Source organism: Saccharopolyspora tripterygii (assembly GCF_054778355.1).
The window spans coordinates 334,125-350,572 of record NZ_BAAGZP010000018.1 but is presented as its reverse complement, the minus strand read 5'-3'; the positions used below and the strand labels follow the sequence as shown (position 1 = coordinate 350,572).

The 16,448-nt window shown below is 72.6% G+C and carries 13 protein-coding genes and 1 riboswitch; of the genes, 11 read left to right on the top strand and 2 right to left on the bottom strand.

The features are described 5' to 3' along the window. The first annotated feature begins 135 nt into the window (after nucleotides 1-135). The 6 genes from cobO (at nucleotide 136) to ACYVF3_RS15440 (ending at nucleotide 8,380) form a co-directional block, all read left to right on the top strand. Nucleotides 136-750, top strand: coding sequence for a cob(I)yrinic acid a,c-diamide adenosyltransferase (gene cobO / locus ACYVF3_RS15465; protein WP_461154917.1), 615 nt, complete (start codon nucleotides 136-138; stop codon nucleotides 748-750). Beyond that, nucleotides 744-2,102, top strand: coding sequence for a cobyrinate a,c-diamide synthase (locus tag ACYVF3_RS15460; RefSeq protein ID WP_461154916.1), 1,359 nt, complete (start codon nucleotides 744-746; stop codon nucleotides 2,100-2,102). Before cobO ends, ACYVF3_RS15460 begins: the two co-directional genes overlap by 7 nt. 263 nt (nucleotides 2,103-2,365) lie before the next feature. Continuing rightward, nucleotides 2,366-3,625 carry a precorrin-4 C(11)-methyltransferase gene (gene cobM / locus ACYVF3_RS15455; protein WP_461154915.1) on the top strand — a complete coding sequence of 420 codons (1,260 nt, stop codon included), beginning with the start codon at nucleotides 2,366-2,368 and terminating at the stop codon, nucleotides 3,623-3,625. Nucleotides 3,626-3,834: 209 nt separating this feature from the next. Beyond that, the gene (cbiE, locus tag ACYVF3_RS15450; protein WP_461154914.1) at nucleotides 3,835-5,034 is read left to right on the top strand and encodes a precorrin-6y C5,15-methyltransferase (decarboxylating) subunit CbiE; all 1,200 of its coding nucleotides are present in this window, start codon (nucleotides 3,835-3,837) and stop codon (nucleotides 5,032-5,034) included. A 113-nt stretch (nucleotides 5,035-5,147) separates the two neighbouring features. Further along, nucleotides 5,148-6,905 (top strand): precorrin-3B C(17)-methyltransferase, encoded by a 1,758-nt coding sequence (cobJ, locus tag ACYVF3_RS15445; protein WP_461154913.1) that lies wholly within the window; start codon nucleotides 5,148-5,150, stop codon nucleotides 6,903-6,905. Between the two features lie 50 nt (nucleotides 6,906-6,955). Further along, on the top strand, nucleotides 6,956-8,380 hold the full coding sequence (locus tag ACYVF3_RS15440) for an aminotransferase class I/II-fold pyridoxal phosphate-dependent enzyme (protein ID WP_461155003.1): 1,425 nt from the start codon (nucleotides 6,956-6,958) through the stop codon (nucleotides 8,378-8,380). Here ACYVF3_RS15440 and ACYVF3_RS15435 read toward each other — a convergent pair whose 3' ends face one another. Next, complete coding sequence (locus ACYVF3_RS15435; protein ID WP_461154912.1) at nucleotides 8,381-9,301, bottom strand: DMT family transporter; 921 nt, start codon at nucleotides 9,299-9,301, stop codon at nucleotides 8,381-8,383. Between the two features lie 92 nt (nucleotides 9,302-9,393). Here ACYVF3_RS15435 and ACYVF3_RS15430 point away from each other — a divergent pair, with 92 nt between their 5' ends. The 3 genes from ACYVF3_RS15430 (at nucleotide 9,394) to ACYVF3_RS15420 (ending at nucleotide 12,939) form a co-directional block, all read left to right on the top strand. Beyond that, nucleotides 9,394-10,248 (top strand): LysR substrate-binding domain-containing protein, encoded by an 855-nt coding sequence (locus ACYVF3_RS15430; RefSeq protein ID WP_461154911.1) that lies wholly within the window; start codon nucleotides 9,394-9,396, stop codon nucleotides 10,246-10,248. 277 nt (nucleotides 10,249-10,525) lie between these two features. Then, nucleotides 10,526-12,316: a sensor histidine kinase gene (locus tag ACYVF3_RS15425; protein ID WP_461154910.1), complete on the top strand. Its 1,791-nt coding sequence runs from the start codon at nucleotides 10,526-10,528 to the stop codon at nucleotides 12,314-12,316. Beyond that, the gene (locus ACYVF3_RS15420; protein WP_461154909.1) at nucleotides 12,301-12,939 is read left to right on the top strand and encodes a LuxR C-terminal-related transcriptional regulator; all 639 of its coding nucleotides are present in this window, start codon (nucleotides 12,301-12,303) and stop codon (nucleotides 12,937-12,939) included. Before ACYVF3_RS15425 ends, ACYVF3_RS15420 begins: the two co-directional genes overlap by 16 nt. 48 nt (nucleotides 12,940-12,987) lie before the next feature. Here the strand turns inward: ACYVF3_RS15420 and ACYVF3_RS15415 are convergent, their stop codons facing one another. Beyond that, nucleotides 12,988-13,257: a DUF1876 domain-containing protein gene (locus ACYVF3_RS15415; protein ID WP_145737584.1), complete on the bottom strand. Its 270-nt coding sequence runs from the start codon at nucleotides 13,255-13,257 to the stop codon at nucleotides 12,988-12,990. 182 nt (nucleotides 13,258-13,439) lie between these two features. Then, nucleotides 13,440-13,563: riboswitch (cobalamin riboswitch) on the top strand. Between the two features lie 79 nt (nucleotides 13,564-13,642). Here ACYVF3_RS15415 and ACYVF3_RS15410 point away from each other — a divergent pair. Then, nucleotides 13,643-14,698: a HoxN/HupN/NixA family nickel/cobalt transporter gene (locus ACYVF3_RS15410; protein ID WP_461154908.1), complete on the top strand. Its 1,056-nt coding sequence runs from the start codon at nucleotides 13,643-13,645 to the stop codon at nucleotides 14,696-14,698. 417 nt (nucleotides 14,699-15,115) lie between these two features. Continuing rightward, the gene (gene cobA, locus ACYVF3_RS15405) at nucleotides 15,116-16,327 is read left to right on the top strand and encodes a uroporphyrinogen-III C-methyltransferase (RefSeq protein WP_461154907.1); all 1,212 of its coding nucleotides are present in this window, start codon (nucleotides 15,116-15,118) and stop codon (nucleotides 16,325-16,327) included. Nucleotides 16,328-16,448 lie beyond the last annotated feature (121 nt).

Genomic DNA, 16,448 nt, shown 5'->3' with positions numbered 1-16,448 from the left:
AACGCCCGGTGATCCGGTGAAGTTGGCCACCCGGTCCGGGCTCGTGCGCTGCGGTTCCCCGTCCCGCAACGTCGGAGGTGGCGACTACCCGCACCGCCAAGGAGATCACCGTCCGCGACCTCTTAGGGTCGGTGCATGCCTCAGGGACAGCCTTCCTCCGTGCCAGCAGATGGACTCACCACGCGTCAGCGCCGCAACCGGCCGCTGGTGGCGGTGCACACCGGTGAGATGAAGGGAAAGTCCACCGCCGCCTTCGGACTCGCGCTGCGCGGCTGGAACCAGGGCTGGTCGATCGGCGTCTTCCAGTTCGTCAAGTCGGCCAAGTGGAAGGTCGGTGAGGAGTCGGCGTTCCGCGCGCTCGGCAAGCTGCACGAGGAGACCGGCGAGGGCGGTCCCGTCGAGTGGCACAAGATGGGCGAGGGCTGGTCCTGGACCCGCAAGAAGACCAGCGAAGAAGACCACGCCGCCGCCGCGCTCGAAGGCTGGCAGGAGATCGCCCGCCGCCTCGACGAGCAGCGCCACGGCCTCTACGTCCTGGACGAGTTCACCTACCCGCTGCACTGGGGCTGGATCGACGTCGACGAGGTCGTCGCCAAGCTCAACGAGCGCGGAGGCCACCAGCACGTCGTCATCACCGGCCGCTACGCGCCGCAGGCGCTCATCGACGCCGCCGACCTCGTGATGGAGACCGGCAAGGTCAAGCACCCCATGGACGCCGGTCAGAAGGGCCAGAAGGGCATCGAGTGGTGAAACCCGATCGGGTGGTCTTCGCGGCTCCGGGATCGGGAGAGGGCAAGACGACCGCGGTGACCGGCCTGCTCGGCGCTCTGAAGAGGCGCGGTGACCGGGTCGCGCCCTTCAAGGTCGGGCCCGACTACATCGACCCCGGCTACCACCGGCTCGCGGCCGGGCGCACCGCCCGCAACCTCGACCCGGTGCTGGTGGGCGCCGACCGCATCGCTCCGCTGCTGCACCACGGGGCCGTCGGCGCCGACATCGCGGTGGTCGAAGGCGTGATGGGCCTGTTCGACGGCCGAATCGGCGCGCAGGAGGAGCTGCCGTACGGTTCCACCGCCCACGTCGCGGAGCTGATCGACGCGCCCGTCGTGCTCGTCGTCGACGCCAGGGGGCAGAGCCAGAGCCTGGCCGCGTTGCTGCACGGCTTCCGCAGCTTCCGGCCGCAGGTCAGGGTCGCCGGGGTGCTGCTCAACCGGGTCGGCTCGTCCCGGCACGAGGAGGTGCTGCGCTCGGCCGCCGAGAGCGCGGGCCTGCCGGTGCTGGGCGCGATCCCGCGTGCCGACGACCTCGAAGTGCCCTCGCGTCACCTGGGGCTGGTCACGGCCGTCGAGCACGGCGCCGAAGCGCTGCGCGCGGTGGAGGCGATGACCGACGTCGTGGAGGGGTCGGTCGATCTCGACGCCGTCTCCGCGCTCGCCCGCACCGCCGGTGAACTGCCCGGTCCCGCCTGGGATCCGGCCGCCGAAGTGCGGCCGCAGGGCCGTCCGGTCGTCGCCGTCGCGGGTGGCCACGCGTTCAGCTTCGGTTACGCCGAGTACGTCGAACTGCTCGAAGCCGCGGGAGCGGAGGTCGCCCTGGTCGACCCGCTGCGCGACGAGCGGTTGCCGAACGGGACCGCCGGGCTCGTGCTGCCCGGCGGCTTCCCCGAGCAGCACGCCTCCGCCCTGTCGGCGAACACCGCGCTGCGCAACGAGATTCGCGGGTTCGTCGACACCGGTGCTCCGGTCCACGCCGAATGCGGCGGGCTGCTCTACCTGGGTGAACAGCTCGACGGTGAACCCATGTGCGGTGCCCTGCCGGTGCGCGCGGCGATGACCTCGAAGCTGACGCTGGGGTACCGCGATGCGGTCGCCGCGACCGAATCCCCGCTGTTCGCCGAGGGATCCCGCGTCAGCGGGCACGAATTCCACCGCACGGCAACCGAACCGGGCCACGGCGACGTGCCTGCCTGGTTCTGGCACGGCCCCTCCGGTCCGCAGCGCGAGGGGTTCGTCCACGGCGGTGTGCACGCCTCCTACCTGCACACCCATCCCGCCGGAAACCCCGATGCGGTGGCCCGTTTCGTGGCGAGATGCCTGCGGTGACCAGCCTCGGCGCCGAGGCTGGAGCTACCCGCGGTGATGTCCGCGCTGCGGAAGGTCAACGCGCTGCGGGAGCCGGCGGGGCCGCGAGGTACGGTCGTCGCCTGCGGCGGCGGGCGACGCCCGAGGCGGTGCGCGGTGCACCGCTCGGTCCGCGTCGGGCCTCCGGCAACCCGGTGCCGCTCGCCGAGTCATCCGATGTGGATGAAGCGCCTTGAGTTGTCGACAGTGGTAGTGCTGCCACCCAGAGGCGGAAGAGGAGAACCATGGTGACTGGTCGGATCTCGTTCGTTGGCGCCGGACCCGGCGCGGCCGACCTGATCACGCTCCGCGGAGCCAAGCGAATCGCCGAGGCCGACATCGTGGTGTGGACCGCGAGCCTGGTCACCCCGGAATGCGTGCAGGAGCACGCGCGGTCCGACGCGGAGCTCATCGACTCCTCCCGGCTCACCCACGAGCAGGCGGTGGAGATCTTCCGGCGGGCCGAGCGCGACAAGCTCAACGTGGCCCGCGTGCACTCCGGCGATCCCTCGCTGTGGGGCGGGGTCCAGGAGCAGCACGACGCCGCGGCACGGATGAACGTCGAGGTCGAGATCGTGCCCGGCGTTCCCGCCTTCTCCGCTGCGGCAGCCGCGATCGGCCGCGAGCTGACCGTCCCGGACGTCGCGCAGTCGCTGGTGCTGACCCGCCTGGAGGGCGCCAAGACGGCGATGCCCGATGGCGAGACGGTGCGCGAGTTCGCCAAGCACGGCACCACGATGGCGCTGTTCCTCTCCGCCGCGCGCACCAGCCAGCTCGTCGAGGAGCTGCGCGCGGGCGGCTACCCGGACGACACCCCGGTGCTGGTCGCCTACAAGGTGACCTGGCCGGATGAGCTGCTGGTGCGCAGCACGCTCGGCGAGCTCGAAGCCGACTGCAAGAAGCACAAGCTGTGGCGGCACACCTTGTTCATCATCGGCAAGGGCCTCAACGCGGGCGGCAGCCGCTCGCACTCGTACCACTCGGGGCAGTTCCACTCCTACCGCAAACCGGACCGGGAGTCCCGCCGCCCGCTGCGCGCCGAGCGTCCCGTTCGCCGCCTCGACCCCCCGCGCGAGAAGTCCGGGGAGCCCCAGCGAGCCGAGACGCCGCCCGCGAAGCCCGCGGAGGGCGATTCCGGCAAGCTCAAGGAGTCCGACGCGGCGTGGTGGGCCGTCCGCGACTGGCAGGAGTCCGCCCGGGGAGCGGCGCGGTTCGGCGCGAATCGCACCATCTCGATCCGCGAAGCCGACGAATCGCAGTCGCAGCTGTTCGGCACCGACGAGGCCGGCGATCCGGAACCCGTTGCGCCGCAGCAGGAATCGAGCACGTCGTCGGGGTCCGCGGCGACCCGGACCACGGCCAAGACCGGTACCGCGCGCAAGCAGACGAGCGCGGCGAAGTCCAGCACGGCCAAGCGCAAGGCTCCGGCCAAGCCGAGCTCCGGCAAGTCCAAGCAGACCGCCAAGCGCAAGCCCCCGGCCAAGCCGGACGAGACGTCGGAGTGATCCGCCGCTGAACCCGCCGTCGCCCGCCGCCCGTATGAGGTGTGGCAGCGCGGTGGCCGTTCCCCGGCGTGTGCGCACCGCGTGCGCGCCCCCGTGGCCGCAGTATTGGAGCCGTTCAGCGAGGAGTGCGGTCGAGGGCCGCGTGCTCGGGTCCTGGTCGATCGCCAGGCGCAGCACGTGGTCGCGGCCACCGAAGCGAGGTGGGTGACGTGGCAGTCACGGTGATCGGGGTCGACGGCGCAACGCTGCCGCCGGGTGGTGCCGAGGCGATGGAGCAGGCGCGACTGGTCGTGGGAGGCAAGCGGCACCTCGACGCGCACGCCCCCGACCACGCGAAACGCCTGGAGCTGGGTCCGCTGGAACCGGCGCTCAACGCGCTGTTCTCGCTGTCCGGCGACGAGCGGGGCGTCGTGCTGGCCTCCGGCGATCCCGGGTTCTTCGGCGCGGTCCGCGCCCTGCGGGAGCGCGGCATCCGCTGCACGGTGCTGCCCGCGACCTCCAGCGTCCAGCGCTTGATGGCGCGCGCGGGACGTTCGTGGGACGACGTCGTGGTCGTCAGCGCGCACGGGAGCGACCTGGGAGCGGCGATCAACGTGTGCCGCGCCCGCTCCGCGGTGGCCGTGCTGACCGCACCGAAGTCGGGACCCGCGCAGATCGCGTCCGGGCTGGCGGGCTGGCGACGCACCATGATCGTCGCGGAGGACCTGGGCGGTCCGAACGAGTCCGTGGTGACCGTGGAGCCGGCCGAGGCGGCCAAGCGCAGCTGGTTCGAGCCCAACGTCGTGCTGTGCCTGGCCGACGCCGACGAGGTGCCGCCGCGCGGCTGGATGGCCGGTGGCGAGCCGGTCCCGCCCGCGACCGGGTGGGCGCTGTCGGAGGACGAGTTCTCGCACCGCGACGGCATGATCACCGGTGCCGAGGTGCGCGCCGTGGCGCTGGCCCGGCTCGCCCCGAGGCCCGGTGCGCTGGTCTGGGACGTGGGAGCGGGTTCCGGTTCGGTGGCCGTGGAGTGCGCCCGGATGGGCGCTGCCACCATCGCGATCGAGTCCGACGAGGCGCAGGTGGTCCGGCTGGTCACCAACGCCGCGGGGCACGGCGTCGACGTCCGGATCGAGGAGGGCAAGGCCCCGCAGGCGCTGCGCGAGCTGCCCAAGCCGGACTCGATCTACGTGGGAGGCGGCGGCCAGGAGGTCGTCACCGCCTGCGCCCACGCCGGGGCGTCTCGCGTCGTGGTCGCCCTGTCCGCGCTCGACCGGGTCGCGCCGACCCGCGAGACCCTCCGCTCGGCCGGGTACGAGGTACACGGCGTCCAGCTGGCGGCGTCCCGCCTGGCGGAGCTGGAGGACAACTCCACCCAGCTGGAAGCTGCCAACCCGGTCGTGCTGATCACGGCGCAGAAGAAGCCCTGATCCAGCCCGGCGCGAGGTCGGCCGGGGCTGATCGCGCGCCGGGACCGGCTCGCTCGGACGTGCCCTAGGGTGTCACCCGAACCGGGCAGGTGACGACGAGCGGGGGAGAAGCAGTGATCGGTCTGTTCGCGGTGACCGCGGCGGGACGGCGGGCGGCCGCGGAACTCGCCGGACGGCTGGGGCCCGAGGCCCTGGTCGCCGACGGCCCGATCGGCCCAGCCGTGCGGCGCCTCTGGGACCACCTCGACGCGGCCGTGTTCTTCCTGGCCAGCGGCGCGACGATCCGCCTGGTCGCTCCGCTGCTGCAGGACGAGCGCACCGACCCGGGCATCGTCAGCGTCGACGAGGCGCAGCGCTTCGCGATCGCGCTGACCGGTGGCCACGACGGTGCCGCCAACTCGCTGGCCGAGCAGGTCGCGGACGTCCTCGATTGCGCGGCGGTGACCACCACGGATCCGGAGACCACGGGCACGACCGCGCTGGACGAACTGGTCGACCAGCTCGACGCCACCGTCGACGGAGACCTGCCGGCCTGCGGCGGGGCGATCCTCGACGGCGCCCCGGTCCGGCTGGTCAACCCGCACGGCTTCCCGCTTCCCGCGCTGCCGCCCAACGTCGGCACCGAGGTCGTCGGTCCGCTGTGGACGGTGGTGATCGACGACCGCCGACCGACCGAGCAGGAGGAGCGCACGCTGCGCCTCATCCCGCGCACCCTGGTCGTCGGGGTCGGGTCGGCGAGCGGTGTTTCGCGCACCGCGGTCACCGAGACCATCGCCAGGCTCGACAGCGAGCGAGGCCTGGATCCGCGCGCCATCCGCGCGTTCGCCACCGCCGACGTCAAGGCGGAGGAGGCGGGCATCCTCGACGCGGTGCAGGACCTGGGGTTCTGGCACTCCAGCGACGGCGGCGACGAGCTGTCGCTGCTGACCTACCCGTCCGAGGTGCTGGCCGGCGTCGTCGTGCCCAACCCGAGCGAGGTGGTGCGGTGCGAGGCCGGAACTCCCAGCGTCGCCGAGGCGTCCGCGCTGCACGCCGCCGCCGAACTCGCCTACGGGGCTCCGGTCGAGCTGGTCGCGGACAAGATCAAGGGCGAGGGCGTCACCGCGGCCGCCGCGCGCATCCGGCCGCGCGGCAGGCTCGCCATCGTCGGCCTCGGACCCGGCGCGCCCGATCTGCGCACGCCTCGCGCCGACGCCGAGCTGCGCCGCGCCTCGGTGGTCGTGGGCCTCGACCGGCACCTCGACCAGATCCGGCACCTGCTGCGGCCCGGCACCGAGGAGCGCGGCACCCCGCTGGGGGCCGATGACGCCCGCGCGGCCGATGCGGTGGAGCAGGCCGAGCGGGGCCGTGCGGTCGTGCTGATCGGCTCGGGCGACTCGGGCGTGTTCGCGATGGCCAGCCCGGCGCTGGAGAAGGCCGACGTGGACATCGAGGTCGTCGGGGTTCCGGGTGTCACGGCGGCGCTGTCGGCATCGGCGTTGCTGGGTGCGCCGCTCGGCCACGACCACGCGCTGATCAGCCTGTCCGACCTGCACACGCCGTGGGAGGTCATCGAGCGCCGGATCCGGGCGGCCGCCGAGAGCGACCTGGTGGTCTGCTTCTACAACCCGCGTTCCCGCAACCTCCACTGGCAGCTGGCCCGCGCGCTGGAGGTACTCGCCGAGCACCGCCCGGCGACCACGCCGGTGGGTGCGGTGCGCCAGGCGAGCCGCGCGGACCAGACGGTCTGGTGCGCCCCGATCTCCGAGTTCGACCCGGCTGACGTGGACATGCTCACCACGGTCGTCGTCGGCTCCTCGCAGTCCACTGTGGTCGGACGCCGGATGGTCACCCCGAGCGGCCACCGCTGGATGGCCGACGACGCGGGCTGACGCTGGGATCGCCGCGCCCGGGGTGGCAGGCTGACGGCGTGAGCGGAGACATGTCGCCGGAGGAGTTCCGGCGGGTCGGCAAGCAGGTCGTGGACTGGATCGCGGACTACCGGGCGGGGATCGAGTCGTTGCCGGTGCGATCGCAGGTGGAACCGGGCGAGGTGCGGGCGCAGCTCCCGGCGCACCCGCCGGAGCGCGGAGAGGGTTTCGAGCAGGTCCTCCGCGACCTCGACGAGATCCTGCTGCCCGGCGTGACGCACTGGCAGCACCCGGGTTTCTTCGCCTACTTCCCGTCGAACTCGACCGGGCCGTCGATCTTCGGCGATCTGCTCTCCAGCGGCCTCGGCGTGCAGGGCATGGTGTGGGCGACGAGCCCGGCGTGCACCGAGCTCGAAACCACCGTGATGGACTGGCTCGTGGAACTGCTCGGCCTGCCCGCGCACTTCCGCACCGACGCGGCCGGTGGTGGCGTCATCCAGGACTCGGCCTCCAGCGCGGTGCTGGTGGCGTGCCTGGCCGCGCTGCAGCGGACCGGCGAGGACGTCGCCCGCCGGGGCCTGCGCCGCAGGCACACCCTCTACGCCTCCGAGCACACCCACTCCTCGCTGGAGCGGGCCGCGCGGCTGGCGGGCATCGGCTCGGACAACGTGCGGGTGGTCGGCACCGACCCGGACACGCTGGGCATGGATCCGCGTCAGCTGGACGAGCTCATCGCCGCGGACGTGGAAGCCGGTGCGGTGCCGACGATGGTGTGCGCGACGATCGGCACCACCTCGACCACCGCGATCGACCCGGTGCGCGAGATCGGGGAGGTGTGCCGCGAGCGGGGAGTCTGGTTGCACGTCGACGCCGCCTACGCGGGTGTCGCGGCGGTGTGCCCGGAGCTGCGCTGGATCAACGACGGCGTCGCCGAGTTCGCCGACTCCTACTGCACCAACCCGCACAAGTGGCTGCTGACCAACTTCGACTGCAGCGCGATGTGGCTGGCCGACCGGGCGCCGATGATCGAGGCCCTGTCGATCCTGCCGGAGTACCTGCGCAACGCGGCCACCGAATCCGGCGAGGTGATCGACTACCGGGACTGGCAGGTCCCGCTCGGCCGCCGGTTCCGGTCGTTGAAGCTGTTCTCGGTGCTGCGCTGGTACGGCGCCGAAGGGCTGCGCGCGCACATCCGCGGCACCGTCGCGCTGGCCCAGGAGTTCGCCGGCTGGGTGCGCGAGGACCCGGATTTCGAGCTGCTGGAACCACATCCGCTGGCGCTGGTCTGCTTCCGGCCGCGCTACCCGGACCTGTCCGACGCCGAGGCAGACGAGCGCACGCACCGGGTGATGAACGCCCTCAACGACTCCGGCGACCTCTACCTCACCCACACCAAGATCGGCGGGCGAACGCTGCTGCGACTGGCGATCGGCTCCCCGGCGACCGAACGCCGCCACGTCGAAGCGGCGTGGGAGCGGATCCGGAGGGCCGTCTGATCAGACGCGCGGCTCGGCTCCCGACGCCCGTTCCGGGATCGGCGAAGGATCGCGCGTCCCCGAACGGGTGCCCAGCACGCACGCGGTGGCCGCCAAGGCGATTCCGAGAACCGCGGCGGCCGAAGGAGTTTCGCCGAGGATCGGCCACGCGAGCACCGCGGTGACCGGTGGAACGGCGCTGAACAGGGCGCTCGCTCGCGCCGCGCCGCCGACGGCCACCGCTCGCAGGTAGCAGCTCACGCCCAGCACCGAGCCGGTGATCGTCAGCCACAGCACGGAGATCCCCGCCTGCGCCCAATGCGTGACCTGTCCGTGCTCGAACAGGGCGATCAGCCCGACCACCAGCGCCGCGGTGGCGGTCTGCACCGCCGTGCCGGAGCGGAGGTCCACGCCACCGCAGTAGCGCTGCTGGTAGAGGCCGCCGACCGAGAACCCGAGCAGGCCGAGCAGCGTCAGCAGGACCGCCGGGTTCCACTCGCCTTCGGCGGCGACCTGGCCGCCGAGGGTCACCAGCACCGCCAGCACGCCCAGCACGAGGCCGAGCAGGCGCCGCCGGCTCAGCTTCTCCCGCAGCAGCACCGCCGCGAGGGCCGCCGTGAGCACCGGGTTCATCGAGATCACCAGGGCCGTCACCGAGGCGGGCACTCCCGCGGCCATCCCGCCGTAGCAGCCGCCGAACTGCGTCGCCTGCGTGAGCAGGCCGGCCGCGGCGCAGTGGCCGAGCCCGCCGCCTCGCGGCCACACCGCTCCGCTCGCCAGCGCGATCACCGCCAGCACCGCTGTCGCGAGAGCCAGGCGCACCGCGGTGAGCAGGAACGGCGGTGCGGCGGCGACCCCGAGCGCGCCGGTCGGATAGCCGCTGGCCCAGAAGAAGACGATGGGAGTGGCGAGCGAGAGCGGGATCGACCGCGACCGGTGCATGCCCTTGAGGCTTCAGCCCGCGCGCCGCTGTGTCCAACGAGGATAAGAGATCGCGACCGATCGCGGTTGCTTATCGGTCTAGGATGGCGGGCATGAGTGCGGTGCTCGACGTCGTCGCGTTGCGCAGCCTGGTGGCCGTCGCCGACTGCGGCGGGTTCCACCGAGCCGCGGCGGCGCTGTACCTGACGCAGTCGGCGATCAGCCAGCACCTGCGCAAGCTGGAGCGGGTGACCGACCGGAAGCTGGTGGTGCGCGAGGGCAGGCAGGCCCGGTTCACGGCCGAGGGCGAACTGCTGCTGGCCGAGGCCCGCCGCATCCTCGACGTGCACGACGACGCGATCCGCAGGCTCGGCGCCGAAGGACGCGGGACGCTGGTGTTCGGCTCCACCGAGCACGCCGCCGACCGCTTCCTGCCCGAACTGGCCTCCGGGCTGCGCGCCGCCTTCCCGGCCAGGGAGATCCGCTTCCGCCTCGACCGCACCGCCCGGCTCGCGGACTCCGTCGACGGCGGCAGCATCGACATCGCGCTGCTCATCGACGACACCGTCGGCGCGCGCAGCATCGACGCGGGTCAGTTCCGGCTGGAGTGGTTCTCCGCACCGGACTGGCAACCGCCGGATGAGGAGCAGCCGCTGCCGCTGGTGGTGTTCGACCAGCCCTGCACGCTGCGCAGGCACGCGATCGAGGCGATGGACGCGCTGGGCAGGGCGCCGGACCTGGTCTGCGAGGCCGCCGACCTCTCCGGCGTGCTCGCCGCGGCCCGCGCGGGACTGGGCGTGACGTTGTTGCCCTCCACCAGGTCTCGGCCGATCGGGCTGGTCGAGCGGCGCGACCTGCCGCGCCTGGATCCCGCTCAGCTGCGGGTCCGGGCCCGGCCCGGGCTGCCTGCCGACGTCGCCGAAGGCGCGGCGAAGGTGGTCCGCGACGTCCTCGCGGAGGTCGCGTGAGCGGCAGGCAGCGCCAGGGCCGTGGCCGCGATGGTGCCCGGCTCGGCACCCAGCAGCACCAGCACGATCAGCACCACCGCGCCCGGCAGCACGACCGGGTCCGTGGCGAAAGCCCGCGCTCTGCGCAAGTTCCGGTGATCCCTCATGCTCTCGACGCTAGGAATCGCCCGGGCCCCGCGGAATCCGGCTGGCTCCCGCTCGGGGTGGAGCTAGCTCCACCCCTGTCGGGGACGCAGCAGCAGTGTGCGAGCCGTCCCCGGCGGAAAGACTCGGCATCGTGAGAACACGACTGAAGATCGGATCGAGCCTGCTGTTCCTGGGGCTCGCCGGGCCGCTGCTGTTCGCCGGCTACGTCGCGGGACTGACCGCGATCTCGATCGGCGTGCCCGGATCGGGTTGGCTGATCGGCAGGTGCCGCGCCGCCGCCGACCTCTCCCGGCGACTGGCCCGGGACTGGAGCGGGGTGCAGGTCGACGACCCGTACCGCCCCGAGCCGCCCGAACCGCAGCCCGACGCCGAAGGCTGGTACCGCTACGACAACACCGTCTACCGGCGGCCGACCCTGGTCCGCTACCTGCAACGCGTCATGTGGATCGGCGAAGATCCCGCCACCGGGCGCGATCTCGACTTCTTCCTGGTCAACACGATCATCGGTCCGGTGCTGGGGCTCGGGGTCGTGCTGCTCGGACGGGTGCCGCTGGAGCTGCACGGCCGCTGGGTGCGCAGCCGGCTCGGTCCGCGCACCGAACGAGGCTGGCAACGCTGGACGGTCCGCGGCCTCCGCGACCTGTGGCGGCTCGCGGTGCTGTTCGCGCTGTCGCTGCTGAACCTGCTGGTCGCCGCCCTGGTGATCGCGCTGTTCGTGCTCAGCCACGTGCTGTTCGTGCTGCAAGCCTGGCCGGTCGCCGCGGGGCTCTCCGCGCGAGCCGCGGGCCTGGGGCGCAGGCTCGCGGGCTCCTGGTCGGGGGTGCCGACGGCGCAGACCTACCTGCCGCTGGTCGAACCCGAACCCACCAGCGACGGGCTCTACCGGGTCGGCCGCTCGCTCAAAAGGACGCCGACGGCGGCGCTGTGGCGCGCCCGCTACCGACGCACCACGACCGATCCGGCGACCTGGCGAGACCTGCTGTGGCTGCTTGGGGACGCCCCGGTCACGGCCGCGCTGTTCGCCCCGGCGGTCCTGCTGGTCTGGGTCTTCGGCTGGGGAGCGTGGATCTCGGTCTGGGTCCGCCTCGGTGATCTGCTGCTGGGCACCGGCGAGCCGTGGGCGGAGGTGTCCGGGCCCGCGCGGTGGCTCGCGCAGGTACCGCTCGTCGGCATTCCGCTCGGGCTCGCGTGCGGCATCGCGGTCCTGGCCGCGGCTCCCGCGCTGCTGCGCGCCCACGGCCGCTGGACCCGCTGGTTGCTGTCGCCGACCCGCCGCGCCGAACTCGCCCAGCGGGTCGGTGAGCTCTCCCGCACCCGCGCCGACGCCACCGACGCCGAGGACGTCGAGCTGCGGCGGATCGAACGCGACCTGCACGACGGCACCCAAGCCCGGCTGGTGGCGCTGGGGATGAAGCTCGCCGCAGCCGAGCAGCTGCTCGCCCACGACCCCGATCGCGCGCGGGACCTGCTCGACCAGAGCAAGACCGACTCCGGGCACGCGCTCGCCGAATTGCGCGCGCTGGTGCGCGGAATCCGGCCGCCGGTGCTCACCGAGCGAGGCCTGGTGGACGCGATTCGCGCCCTGGCCCTGGATCTCGACGTGTCCGTCGCCGTCGACGGCGACCTGCCCGGTCGGTGTCCGTCGGCGGTGGAGGCAGCCGCCTACTTCACCACCCGCGAGCTGATCACCAACGCGCTCAAGCACGCTCGCGCGAGCACCGTGCGGGTCCGCATCGCCCACGAGGGGCGGTTGCGGATCTCCGTCGACGACGACGGCGTGGGAGGCGCGGATCCCGATCGCGGGAGCGGCCTGCGGGGGATCCGCACGCGGCTCGGTACCTTCGACGGGACCTTGCAGCTCAGCAGCCCACCCGGCGGTCCTACCGAAGCGATCGTGGAGATCCCGTGCGCGTTGTCCTAGCCGAAGACCTGTTCCTGCTGCGGGACGGGCTGAGCACCCTGCTGGCCGCGCACGGCTTCGAGATCATCGCCGCCGTCGAGACCGGACCGGAGCTGGAGCGGGCGCTGCTGGACCTGCGACCCGACATCGCGGTCGTCGACGTGCGCCTGCCTCCCACCCAGACCGACGAAGGGCTGCGCGCCGCGCTGGTGGCGCGCGAGCGGACCCCCGGGCTGCCGGTCCTGGTGCTGTCCCAGCACGTCGAACAGCTCTACGCGCGGGAACTGCTCGCCGACGGCAGCGGCGGCATCGGCTACCTGCTCAAGGACCGGGTGTTCAACGCGGAGCAGTTCGTCGACGCCGTGCGCCGCGTCGCGGCGGGCGGGACCGCGATGGATCCGGAGGTCATCGCCGCGCTGCTCGCTCGTCGATCGACACCGCTGCAGCGGCTGACCGACCGCGAGAACGAGGTGCTGTCGCTGATGGCGGAGGGGCGCTCCAACGCCGCCATCGCGGCCCACCTGCACCTCAGCGATGGCGCGGTGAGCAAGCACATCGCCGGGATCTTCACCAAGCTCGACCTGGCCGCGACCGACGACACCAACCGCCGGGTCCTGGCCGTCCTCGAATACCTCCGGCGCTGACCGGGTGCGGGGGAAGCTCCGAGGCGGAACTTCCCCCTTCCCCTCGGCTCAGGCCGGGAGGTGGACTCGCCGGTGCAGGCGGTCGCCGATGTCGCTGGAGGCGTTGTCCAGGAGCTTGTGCGCGAGTTCGAACAGGGCGCGGGCGATGGCGATCTCGTCGCCGATCTGCGGCACCTCCGGGTCCTCGGGGTGCCTGCGCGCCGTGCCGTGACCGTGCAGCGCCTGGCCGCCGGGCGTGGTGAAACCGACGTCGGCGGTGGTCTTCGCGCCTGCCTCCACGACCTGCAGGTTCAACGTGATCGAGTGCGTCTCGTTCATGGTGGCCTCCTCGAGGCAGCGTCGAGCCCGAGCGCCGGGCTCACCGACCGAATACCCGGATCGAGCCGGTTGAAAGCGCCCCGGACGGCCCGATTCCCCTTCCGAGATCACGGAACGTGATCGAGTTCACCGTGTTTGACCTCGGACCGTTGATCAGGCAAGGATGTCCGTCGCCGACAGTGCAGGAACCCGGTGCGAATCCGGGACGGTCCCGCCACTGTGACCGGGAAGTGGTCCCCACCATCGCCACGGCTGTCACCAGCCGGAAGGCGGGGGAACCACGTCGATCCGGGAGTCAGGACACTGCGCGCCGGCCTCGTGCCGCGAACCCGCGGTGCGGGTCCACCGAGCCCCGGGCGGGAGAACCCAGGAGGTCGGAGATCCCATGATTCGGGATGCCGAAGCGAACCGGACCACCACCACCGGCTGGGGAGCGCGCGAGCGCCGCAAGGCCGCGTACCTGCTGGCCGCGATCGGAGCCCTGCACCTCGCGGGGTGGGGCGCCTACCTGCTGCACCAGCAGGCCTTCAGCGCCGCCGGTGGCCTCGCCGCCGCAGGCACCACCGCCTACCTCTTAGGCCTGCGGCACGGCTTCGACGCCGACCACGTGGCCGTCATCGACGACGCGACGCGGCTGCTGATGCAGCGCGGCAGGCGACCGGTCTCCACCGGCATGTGGTTCGCCCTCGGCCACGCCAGCGTCGTGATGCTGCTGGCGTGCGCGGTCGCCTTCGTCGCCGGACCGGCCGCTCAGCAGTGGGCCGAGGAGACCGGTGTGCAGATGGCCACCGCCGTGGATCTGATCGTGGTCACCGTGCTGCTGACCCTCGCCGTGCTCAACGCGTTCGTGCTGCGCGACGCGTGGCGGCTGCTGCGCCGCGCCCGCTCCGGCGACGTCGACGAGGAGGAGGTCGAGGTCGTCCTCGGGCGACGCGGCCTGCTGGCGCGCGTGCTGCGCGGCCGGATGCAGGGCGTGGCCCGGTCCTGGCACCTGTTCGGCATCGGCCTGCTGTTCGGCCTCGGGATGCAGACCGCCACCGAGATAACCGTGCTGGCGATGGTCTCCCCGGCCGGCGACCTCTCGGCCATCGCCGTGCTGAGCCTGCCCCTGCTGTTCGCCGCGGGAATGTGCACTGTGGACAGCGTGGACGGAATCCTCATGTCCCGCGCCTACACCTGGTCGCTGGCCCGCCCGATGCGCCGGCTGTGGGTAAACGTCACCACCACCGCGCTCACCGTCGGACTCGCCGCGCTGGTCGCCTTCGTCGTGCTCTGCGGGGTCCTGGCCGAGTCCGGACTGGACTTCCTCAGCGGGATCGCCGCCATCTCCGAGGAGTTCGAGCTGCTCGGATACCTGACCCTGGGGCTGTTCCTGCTGGTCTGGGGCGGGGCGGCGATGTGGTGGCGGTTCTCCTCCCGCAAGGGCGCGGAAGTCGCGTGACGACCGACCCGGAGGTGGCCCGAGCGCCGGGAGCGGCCCGCCCGCAGCCGACGCCGAGGTGTGCAAGGTCTCACGCCTCTTGCAGGAGACCTGCCGCTTCGACACTGTTGAAAGAACGTTCATCTCTCAGGCGCCGACGGACACCGGCGGTGGGCTGGGCAGGGCTCGCGGCAGCGGGCCCGGACCGCAGCGGGGCTCGGGCAACGGCCCCGCCGACCACCTGGGAGACTGCGGTGCCCCGGTAGGCCTCGTCGTGGAGCCCACCACGAGATCTCGCACGACGCCCGGATCAACGGCGACACCCGCGCACACCGGGTGCTGCCGCCGGGATTCGAGGACAGACTGGGCGCAGCGCGGACACCCGCACCACCACCCGGACGAACCTGACCGGTCACGGTCACGCACACGGACACGGACATGGCCACTTCATCGGATAACCACTACCTCGCGGGACTCGACCTCAACGAACGCCGCGTCGTGGTGATCGGTGCCGGGACCGTCGCTCAGCGGCGGCTCCCCCGGCTGATCAGCACCGGCGCCGCCGTCGAGGTCATCGCCCCGCTGGCGACGCCCGCGGTGGAAGCGCTGGCGGACTCGGGCGAGATCACCTGGAGCCCTCGCGAATACCGCGACGGCGACCTCGACGGCGCCTGGTACGCGGTCGCCGCGACCGCGTCGGACGAGGTCAACGCCGCCGTCGTCGCGGAGGCCGAGCGCCACCGCGTCTTCTGCGTCCGCGCCGACCACGGCGCGGGAGGCAGCGCGGTCACGCCCGCCGTGGCCGAGCACGACGGACTGCTGTTCGGCGTGCTCTCCGGCGGAAAACCGCGCCGCAGCGCGGGAGTTCGCGACGCGCTGCTCGAAGCCGTGCAGTCGGGAGTGATCGACGAGCACACCGAGCCGCACGCACCCGGCGTCGCGCTGATCGGCGGCGGCCCCGGCGCACCCGACCTGATCACCGTGCGCGGGCGGCGACTGCTGGCCCAGGCCGACGTGGTCATCACCGACCACCTGGCGCCCCGCGAACTGCTGGAGGAGCTGGGCCCGGACGTCGAGGTCATCGACGCCTCGAAGATCCCCTACGGCCGGGCGGCCAGCCAAGCGGTGATCAACGAGACGCTCATCGAGAGCGTCCGCGCCGGCAAGTTCGTGGCTCGGCTCAAGGGCGGCGACCCGTACGTGTTCGGGCGCGGCTTCGAGGAATTGCTGGCCTGCGACGAAGCCGGTGTCCCCGTGACCACGGTCCCGGGCGTGACCAGCGCGTTCTCCGCTCCTGCGATGGCGGAGGTGCCGGTCACCCACCGCGGCGTGGCGCACGAGGCCGTCGTGGTCTCCGGTCATGTCGCCCCCGACGACGAGCGCTCGCTGGTCGACTGGGAGGCCCTGGCCCGGCTGCGCGGCACGCTGGTCCTGCTGATGGCGGTCAAGCGCATCGACGCCTTCGCCGAGACGCTGATCAAGCACGGACGCCCGGCCGACACACCGGTCGCCGTCGTGCAGGAAGCCACCACCGGCACGCAGCGCACCCTCCGCACCACGCTCGCCCGGGTGGCCCAGGACATCCAGGACCAGGACATCAAGCCCCCGGCGGTCATCGTGATCGGCCCGGTGGCAGGCCTCAAGGACTGACCCGCCCGAAGCACACCAGCCCAGCCCAGCCCAGCCCGGCCCAGCCCAGCCCGGCCCAATTTCGCGCGAAATTGAGCCCGATATTTCGCACGGTTGGGTGTGTTTTACGAGTTCAGAGACA

Bases quoted from the DNA above. Each gene is read 5' to 3' on its own strand.
- cobO (WP_461154917.1), top strand. From the start codon at position 136: ATGCCTCAGGGACAGCCTTCCTCCGTGCCAGCAGATGGACTCACCACG.
- cobM (WP_461154915.1), top strand. From the start codon at position 2,366: ATGGTGACTGGTCGGATCTCGTTCGTTGGCGCCGGACCCGGCGCGGCC.
- ACYVF3_RS15440 (WP_461155003.1), top strand. From the start codon at position 6,956: ATGTCGCCGGAGGAGTTCCGGCGGGTCGGCAAGCAGGTCGTGGACTGG.
- ACYVF3_RS15435 (WP_461154912.1), bottom strand. From the start codon at position 9,301: ATGCACCGGTCGCGGTCGATCCCGCTCTCGCTCGCCACTCCCATCGTC.
- ACYVF3_RS15430 (WP_461154911.1), top strand. From the start codon at position 9,394: ATGAGTGCGGTGCTCGACGTCGTCGCGTTGCGCAGCCTGGTGGCCGTC.
- ACYVF3_RS15415 (WP_145737584.1), bottom strand. From the start codon at position 13,257: ATGAACGAGACGCACTCGATCACGTTGAACCTGCAGGTCGTGGAGGCA.
- ACYVF3_RS15410 (WP_461154908.1), top strand. From the start codon at position 13,643: ATGATTCGGGATGCCGAAGCGAACCGGACCACCACCACCGGCTGGGGA.
- cobA (WP_461154907.1), top strand. From the start codon at position 15,116: ATGGCCACTTCATCGGATAACCACTACCTCGCGGGACTCGACCTCAAC.